This window comes from Acinetobacter sp. UBA5984, assembly GCF_002429925.1.
GTDB classification, from domain to species: domain Bacteria; phylum Pseudomonadota; class Gammaproteobacteria; order Pseudomonadales; family Moraxellaceae; genus Acinetobacter; species Acinetobacter variabilis.
In genome coordinates, this window is sequence record NZ_DJBE01000029.1 from 26651 (window position 1) to 34277 (window position 7627).

Here is a 7627-nt window from a genome sequence, read left to right on the forward strand (position 1 = left end):
AATTCATGGTTCAAAAGATTGAAGCAACCGATGTAACCGAAGAAGAAGCGTTAAATGCTGCATTCTTTGAACGTGCTGATGAATTTATTAAACAGGCCAACGAATTTAGCCGTGTAGAAAAAGGCTCTCAGGAAAACCCGGCAGAAAAACGTGGCCAAGTCAGCGCCGCAATGCTGTTTGGTACTGCCCGCTTTAATACCTGGGTCGCTGCCAACAATTTCAAAGATGGCAACGAGATGCGCGACGCTAAAGATCAGGTCATGTCTTATATCTTGCAGCAATTTCAGATGATGCTGGAAGATAACTACGATGAATACTGTGAGCAGTTTGAAAACTATTTACGTTTCCGTCGTAATGAAGAGTTTCATGCCAACAAGCATCAATACGACCATGATCATTAATGAAAGCCCTACGGGGCTTTTTTTAAACCTTTGATTTTTAATTTGACTTTAATGCTGTATTTATCCTATAAAAAATGAATAAAAATTAAACGACGACCAAAAATATCATGCAGCAACTGCCCTTTCCGATTATAGATCCGCATATTCATCAATGGGACCCTTATACCACACCGCATGCCGCAGCCTCTGCCGTAAAATTATTTGGCAAACATCCAAAACTGCTGGACAAGATGGTGCGACTGATCAAGCCCAAAGCGGTGATTGATACGATTGGCCTCACCGGACATCTGACCGCGCCTTACCTACCTGAAAATTACAAACATGATATTGGCAATTACCAAGTTGAACAGATTGTGCATATAGAGGCAAGCTGGCATGAACATAAAGGTACTGGTGTGGTTAATGAAACCAGGTTTATTGCCGGACTGCCTTTTGCTGAACAAAATATTCAACTAGGCGGCATTGTGGCCACAGCTGACCCTCGTCAAAAAAACTTTAAACAGCTGTTGCAATTGCATCAGGAAGTTTCGCCTAAACTACGTGGTATTCGTAAAATGGCATCGTTCCATGCCGATAAAGGCATTCATGCTTGGACCGATGAGCCGCATTTATACTGCAACAAGAAATTTCTGAAAGGATTTGAGGAATTAGCCAAAGCCAATTTAAGTTTTGATGCTTGGGTTTATTCTACCCAAATTTCTGATGTGGCCCATCTGGCCAAAACATTTCCTGAAACACCACTTGTGCTGGATCACTTGGGCACACCTGCCGGCATCTTTGGTAAAGTCGGTAAAGCGACAGGACAAACAGCACAGCAGCGAGACTATATTTTTCACACCTGGAAAGAAGACCTGGCTGAACTGACAAAATGCCCGAATGTGTATAGCAAAATCTCTGGTCTTTTTATGCCTGTACTCGGTCACCGTTTTCATTTAGATCGAAAACTGGCAAAAAAAGATGAACTGATTCAGCTCGCGACTCCGCTAATCCAACATGCCTTACAATGTTTCGGTAAAGATCGCATCATGTTCGCTTCTAATTTCCCGATGGATCGTGTCAGCACAGATCTGGTCACCATCATTGATGCCTTTAGCGATATTGTACAGAACTATGACGAACATGCTGTAAAGCCGGTTTTTTATGAGAATGCGAAACGCTTTTATCGCTTATAGAAGTCTTATTGGGTAAAACTGAATCAACAAATAGATTAAAATTTTTCATGGTCATAGATACGCAGAAACGTCATCCGCAATTGTTTGAGGCAGGACTACATCGTAAGAAGATGGCTTCTATAATAAATTTATTTCGTAAAAGTGGTGGACGAGTTTTGCAGATGACAAATGGTTTTGGCTACTTTTGCCGAAACAAAAGTAGCCATATAGACATCTAAACACTGATTCAAAATGAAAAGATACCGTCATTGACTCATAAAAATTATGGAGTTTATTTCACCGCTTTCCCATACTGATCCGCCATGACTTCAACTAGTTGATCCGGTTTAACATATTTTTTGATAACGGCATCGACATCTGCCTTGGTCAGCTTGGCAATGGCCTGATCGCGTTTTTCCCGATAGATCAGATTGTGATCTTTTTCCAGTTGTGGAATCAGCATGCTGTGAATACGGCGATCATCTTCCAGTGCAGTGACGCGCTGTTTCAAAATCGTGGCTTTCGCTGCTTCAACTTCCTGCTCGGTTACTCCTTTGACCAAAAGTTCATTCAATACCTTATGCACAGCTTGGGACACCTGTGCTGATCGGCCAGGCGTATAATTCGCCTGAATGCCTAATGCACCTGAGTCAATCCATTCATCATACTGAGCATTGGCACTGAAACCATAAACCAGCGCATTTTTCTCACGCAGTTCCTGTGCTAAACGTGAAGACAACTGTGAATCACCTAGAATGTGTCGGAATACCAGCATGGCAGGCAAATCTACATGTTCTGCACCGACAGGAAATGTCATGACAGCCTGATAATGACCGAACTCACGCTGTTCAGACAACGCATGGATTTTCTGTGCCGGATAAACTGTATATTGACCACTTAAGCGCTCATAAGGCTGCTTAGCTTTCCAGCTCGCAAAGTTATTTTTGAGGACTTTACTTACGGACTTCGGATTAAATTCCCCGGTCACTGCGATCTGGGCATGATGCGTATTAAAGAACTGCTGATATAAAGCTACGACCTGTTCACGAGTAGCAGCCTGAATCTGTTTTTTCGCCAGTTCAGGTTCAAAATGATAGCGAAGGTCACCCGGCTGATAAATCTCGGTCGCGCGAGACATGGTCAGGCCTGCCACCATATTGGGCTCAGTATAAGGACGGTCTAACGCAGATAGGCTTTGTCCTTTAATCAGGTCAAACTGACTCTGCTCAAAGGCCGGTTTATTGAGCACATCCAGCACATACTGGAAAAATTCTTCAAACTTCTCTTTTTTGGCACTGATCTGAATGCTCATGCCATTTTCAGAGGAACTGGCCGTGGCTGAACCACCGGACTCAATAATTTTATCGGCAATCTGTTGCAAGCTTTGGGTTTCAGAAGAACGCAGCAGTAAGTAAGCTGTCAGATCCAGAATCTCGCTTTTATTGAACAAACTTTGTGCCGTACCAAAATTAAGTGCAATAGTGGCATAAACTTTGTCATCCTGAGTCTGGGTCGGGAATAAAGCGTATTTAATGCCATTCTTCAGTTTGCCACGCTGAATCTGTTTGTCCTTGGCCTGTAAATATTGCTTTGACTGCGCCACATACTGCTTTACTTCTGCCTGATAGACACTGACATCTTTCAGCGGTTCTGCTGCTTCAGCCTGCTGGTCCAGAGTTTGAGCCGGCATTTCAGTCTGGGTCAGCTCCTGTGCTTTTTTCTGATCTTCTGGTGTCGGCAAGATATTGCCAGAAATACGATATTCTGGCTTAAAGAATGCCTTATACACCTGATTGATCTGATTGACATCCAGCTTTTCTATGGCTTGCAGATCTTTGAAATACTGGCTCCAGTCACCTGAATAAGCCACTACATATTCACTTAAACGCGAACCTAAAGCGGTTGCGCTGTTTTTAACATTGTCCGCCTGGTTTCGGGTCAGACTTTTAGCCCGGTTTAATTCGGTTTCGTTAAATGGCTTGCTCTGCTCTACCCCCTGAATCAAGCCCTGCTCAACCTGCTTGACTTGATGATTTGGCGCATAGATGGCACCCATAAACACCAGATTAAAATCTTTATCCAGCCAGGTCATAGACTGCACTGTAGTGGTCTTACCCGTCTCGACCAGACTTTGATACAGGTGTCCGCTAGGTTGCAATGTATATAAGATTGGAGACATGGCCAGCGTGGTTTTAATACCTTCTTCTGACTGGTTCAGATAAATATTAAATTTGGCCAGATCACTACCCTTTTGCACGGTAAATTCACGCTGTTTGATCTGTTCAGGTTTTAGCGCAGGCACTTTTACCGCTTCAGGCACTTTGCGGGACTGGATCGGGCTGAAATGGGTATCAATCTGCTTCAGCACTTCTGCCTTATTAAATTTGCCTGAAATAATCATGAGGGCATTATTCGGTGCATACCAATGACGATAAAACTGGTTCAGCTCCTGCATCTTGATCGATTGCAGTTCGTTCAAATCGCCAATCGGTAATCGTCCCAGATATTGATTGCCATAAGCTGATTTAAACACCTGATCCATCAGCACGGAAAATGGCTGATCCAGACGGATTTCACGCTCACGCTTCACGATATCAATTTCAGTTGGCACATACTTTTCCTGCAGGACAAGCTTATCCATACGTTCAGCTTCAAGGAAAATTACTTCATTGACCGCAGTCTGCTCAGCACGAATCACATTGGTATATTTGGTTGAGTAATAGTCAGTACTGGCATTGGTCATTAAGGTATATTGATCCAGACGGCGCTGAAACTCATCTCCCTTTACATTTTCCGTGCCTTTAAATGCCAAATGTTCAAGCAGATGTGCCAGACCACCTTTGCCTTGCGGATCATTCAGTGAACCGGTCAGATAAACCGTATTCATAAACACTTTATTTTCTTTATCATTGGGCGCAAGAATAATTCTTAAGCCATTTTCCAGTCGATATTCTTCGATATTCTGTTCTGTTTTCACCAATACCGGCTGTGCAAAACTGGCCGCTGTCCAGCCAGATAATAAAATCGCCAAGCTTAAACGTTTAAAGCGTATTTGCATTGTTCATCCAAATTTTTAAGTGTGAATTTTTATTTACAGTCACTCTGATCTTAGAGAAAAGTCTTTATTATGAATAGTCTATTTTATGAGAAGCCAAATAAAATACCGCGCAATTTCACGGTATTTTATTGAGTATGTTAATTAAATATAAAGTTCGGCCAGCATAAACAGTTTGGCATAACCAGAAATTTCAATGCGGTCTTGTTCTTTTAATGCGCAATACAATACACCGCCACGCTGAGAGGCCTGATAAGCCACCAGTTCAGTTTTATTTAATTTCTCCGCCCAGATCAGTGCAATCCCGGTATGAATTGAACCAGTGACCGGATCTTCATTAATCCCGTTACTCGGTGCAAAATAACGTGATATGCAATCATATTGGGTATCGCCAGCGGTAATCGCGACATCCAGTAATGGACCCGCTGCTGTAATCGCGGTTCTTTTTCCATTCAGCTGCTTCAGCAATTCAATATTGGGTTGCTCATCCAGCACATCCTGCACTGATTCATATTCAATAATATAACCTTGTGTATTCAGATAAACATTTTTAAAAGGCTTCGTCAGCGCCTGTCTTAAGGCTTCCGGATATTCTGTAATGAGTTCAGGCTGACGGATTGGGAAATTCATCCGGATTTTGCCATCCTCATCCTGGCATACTGTAAAAATGCCCAGATCTTTGACATGAAAATAAATGGTTTTTGCAGAGCTAAAATCCTTGAACAGTACAAAGCTACTGGCCAATGTGGCATGTCCACAAAAATCCACTTCCTTGGTCGGTGTAAACCAGCGAATTTCATAATTTTCTGCATTCAGCACTTTGACAAAAGCGGTCTCAGACAGATTATTTTCCAGGGCAATATTCTGCATCAGGTGATCATCCAGCCAAGCATCCTGCACGATGACTGCAGCAGGATTTCCCTTAAATAGAGCTGTCGTAAAAGCATCCACCTGGTACATTTTCATTTTCTTTACTCCTGTATGTAGGTGTTTAGTTTAAAAGCTTTTTTCCAGAAGGGGAATTTTATATGCTGTGAATCAAATGATTTATTTTTCTCTCTTTTCACTCATTAAGGTTCTTTATGAACAATTCACATATTCAAACTGTACCTTTAGAAAAAGCCTATCGTCTGATTACACACGGCCCAACAGTACTGGTGTCTGCCAATGATGAGCAAGATACTGATGTCATGGCCGCTGCCTGGGCATGTGCACTCGAATTTAGTCCAGCAAAAGTCACCGTAGTTCTAGATAAAAGCACCAAGACCCGAAAAATAATTGAAAATTCTGGCTACTTTGCCCTGCAGATTCCGACCCTTAAACAGCTGGAAATGGTCTATAGCCTGGGGACATTAAGTCTGTACAATGACCCAGACAAACTGGAACAATCCGGTGTGAAATTATTCAAATTCGCAGATCAAGAGATCCCAGTTGTAGAAGGTTGTGCTGCCTGGATTTTATGTGAGCTGATTTCCGAGCCACATAACCAGCAGACCCATGACCTGTTTATTGGTAAGGTCATTGCCGCTTATGCCGATGATCGGGTGTTCCGTAATGGGCACTGGTACTATCATGAAGTCAGCGAAGAATGGAAAAGTATTCATCATGTCGCCGGTGGCCACTTCTATACCATTGGCGAAGCTGTCACAGTCAAAGATGCAGAATAAATGACTGATCTTTTTAAACAAATCATATAAAAAATTCTTGTAAACAGGCAGCTTTGACCACAGTCAGACTGCCTGAATTTATGCTACTTTATCCATAATATCTGTTTGGTCTGATGTCTTATGATGCCGTTTAAAATCCACTGTATTGATGTCAAAAACTCATTACAAAATTATATCTGGTTACTTGAACATACACCGACGCATCAGGTCGTGGTCATTGATCCCACTGAAGCTGCGTTAGTTCAGAATTACTGCGCCGAACATGGGCTTGAGCTGAATCAGATCTGGCTCACCCACTGGCATAAAGACCATATCGCTGGTGTTCCAGATTTAATTCAAAAGCAATCATTACCGGTATATGGCCCAAAAGCTGAGCTGGAAAAAATTCCGTTTATTAACCATCCACTTGAACATAACGACCAGTTCAGTTTTCATGGTGTTGAGGTACAGATTATCGCCGTACCGGGGCATACCCTAGGCCATATCGTGTATTTCCTGGATGCTATTGATGTGCTGTTCTGTGGCGATACCCTGTTTGCCATGGGCTGTGGACGGGTATTTGAAGGTACTTATCAGCAGATGTACCACTCTCTGGCTCGCCTGGCTGCCCTACCGCCACGTACCCAGGTTTATTGCACGCATGAATACACTTTGTCGAATGCACAGTTTGCCAAACATGTAGAACCGGATAATCCAGCAATTCTGGAACGTTTCGAACAGGTTGAGCGTATGCGCATGCTTGGACAATGCACCTTACCCAGTACTATTGCAGCAGAACTGGAAACCAATCCTTTTTTACGCGCAGACAGTGTCGAAGAGTTTCAACGTTTACGCGTGATGAAAGACTCGTTTTAAACTATAGCTGCTTAGAGCAGCTGATGCAGCTGAGCATAGTCATCCAGTTCTTGCTGGGTGACCACTCGTACCGCATTCATTTCATCAATCCTGACCAGCAATAATCCACCCAAAGCAGGTTGATAACGACGCGCACTACCGAACGGCGTATACACCACCTTGGACTGTACCGAAAAATCCAGCCAGTCTTCATGACCCAGCATCACAGCAACCGGCTCCTGCCTTTGTTGCTGCATAAGTTCAATTTGCTGTTTGACGTACTGTTCAATATTTAATTCAGTCATCATCAATCTTATTTAAATTATATCCATGACAGTATAAAGGGCTGAGCCTAACACCATGATCTGAATACTCAGAAACTTTACTGGATTGTATATTTTTCAGCCTTATTCAAACTCTAAAACTTCAAACCACGCTAATTCCTAATTTAAAATGAATAATATATAAACAATTATTGTTTTAAATATTTGAATATTAATAGGGTGTGTTGACACTTTT

Annotated in this window: 7 protein-coding genes; 4 read left to right on the plus strand and 3 right to left on the minus strand. The window is 42.5% G+C overall.

Annotated elements, in window-relative coordinates; genetic code table 11:
• Positions 1–5: 5 nt before the first annotated feature.
• Both B3J29_RS04445 and B3J29_RS04450 read left to right on the plus strand, forming a co-directional pair.
• On the plus strand, positions 6–401 hold the full coding sequence (locus B3J29_RS04445; protein ID WP_175967342.1) for a DUF3144 domain-containing protein: 396 nt from the start codon (positions 6–8) through the stop codon (positions 399–401).
• A gap of 107 nt (positions 402–508) precedes the next feature.
• Complete coding sequence (locus tag B3J29_RS04450; RefSeq protein WP_175967341.1) at positions 509–1573, plus strand: amidohydrolase family protein; 1065 nt, start codon at positions 509–511, stop codon at positions 1571–1573.
• Positions 1574–1844: 271 nt separating this feature from the next.
• Here the strand turns inward: B3J29_RS04450 and B3J29_RS04455 are convergent, their stop codons facing one another.
• On the minus strand, positions 1845–4610 hold the full coding sequence (locus B3J29_RS04455; RefSeq protein ID WP_175967340.1) for a M16 family metallopeptidase: 2766 nt from the start codon (positions 4608–4610) through the stop codon (positions 1845–1847).
• 141 nt (positions 4611–4751) lie between these two features.
• Positions 4752–5573, minus strand: a complete 822-nt coding sequence (locus tag B3J29_RS04460) for a PhzF family phenazine biosynthesis protein (protein ID WP_175967338.1) — start codon at positions 5571–5573, stop codon at positions 4752–4754.
• Between the two features lie 116 nt (positions 5574–5689).
• Here B3J29_RS04460 and B3J29_RS04465 point away from each other — a divergent pair, with 116 nt between their 5' ends.
• Both B3J29_RS04465 and gloB read left to right on the plus strand, forming a co-directional pair.
• On the plus strand, positions 5690–6274 hold the full coding sequence (locus B3J29_RS04465) for a flavin reductase family protein (RefSeq protein WP_175967336.1): 585 nt from the start codon (positions 5690–5692) through the stop codon (positions 6272–6274).
• A 120-nt stretch (positions 6275–6394) separates the two neighbouring features.
• Complete coding sequence (gene gloB, locus B3J29_RS04470) at positions 6395–7129, plus strand: hydroxyacylglutathione hydrolase (RefSeq protein WP_175967335.1); 735 nt, start codon at positions 6395–6397, stop codon at positions 7127–7129.
• 11 nt (positions 7130–7140) lie between these two features.
• Here the strand turns inward: gloB and B3J29_RS04475 are convergent, their stop codons facing one another.
• Complete coding sequence (locus tag B3J29_RS04475) at positions 7141–7413, minus strand: hypothetical protein (RefSeq protein ID WP_175967334.1); 273 nt, start codon at positions 7411–7413, stop codon at positions 7141–7143.
• Between the last annotated feature and the right edge of the window lie 214 nt (positions 7414–7627).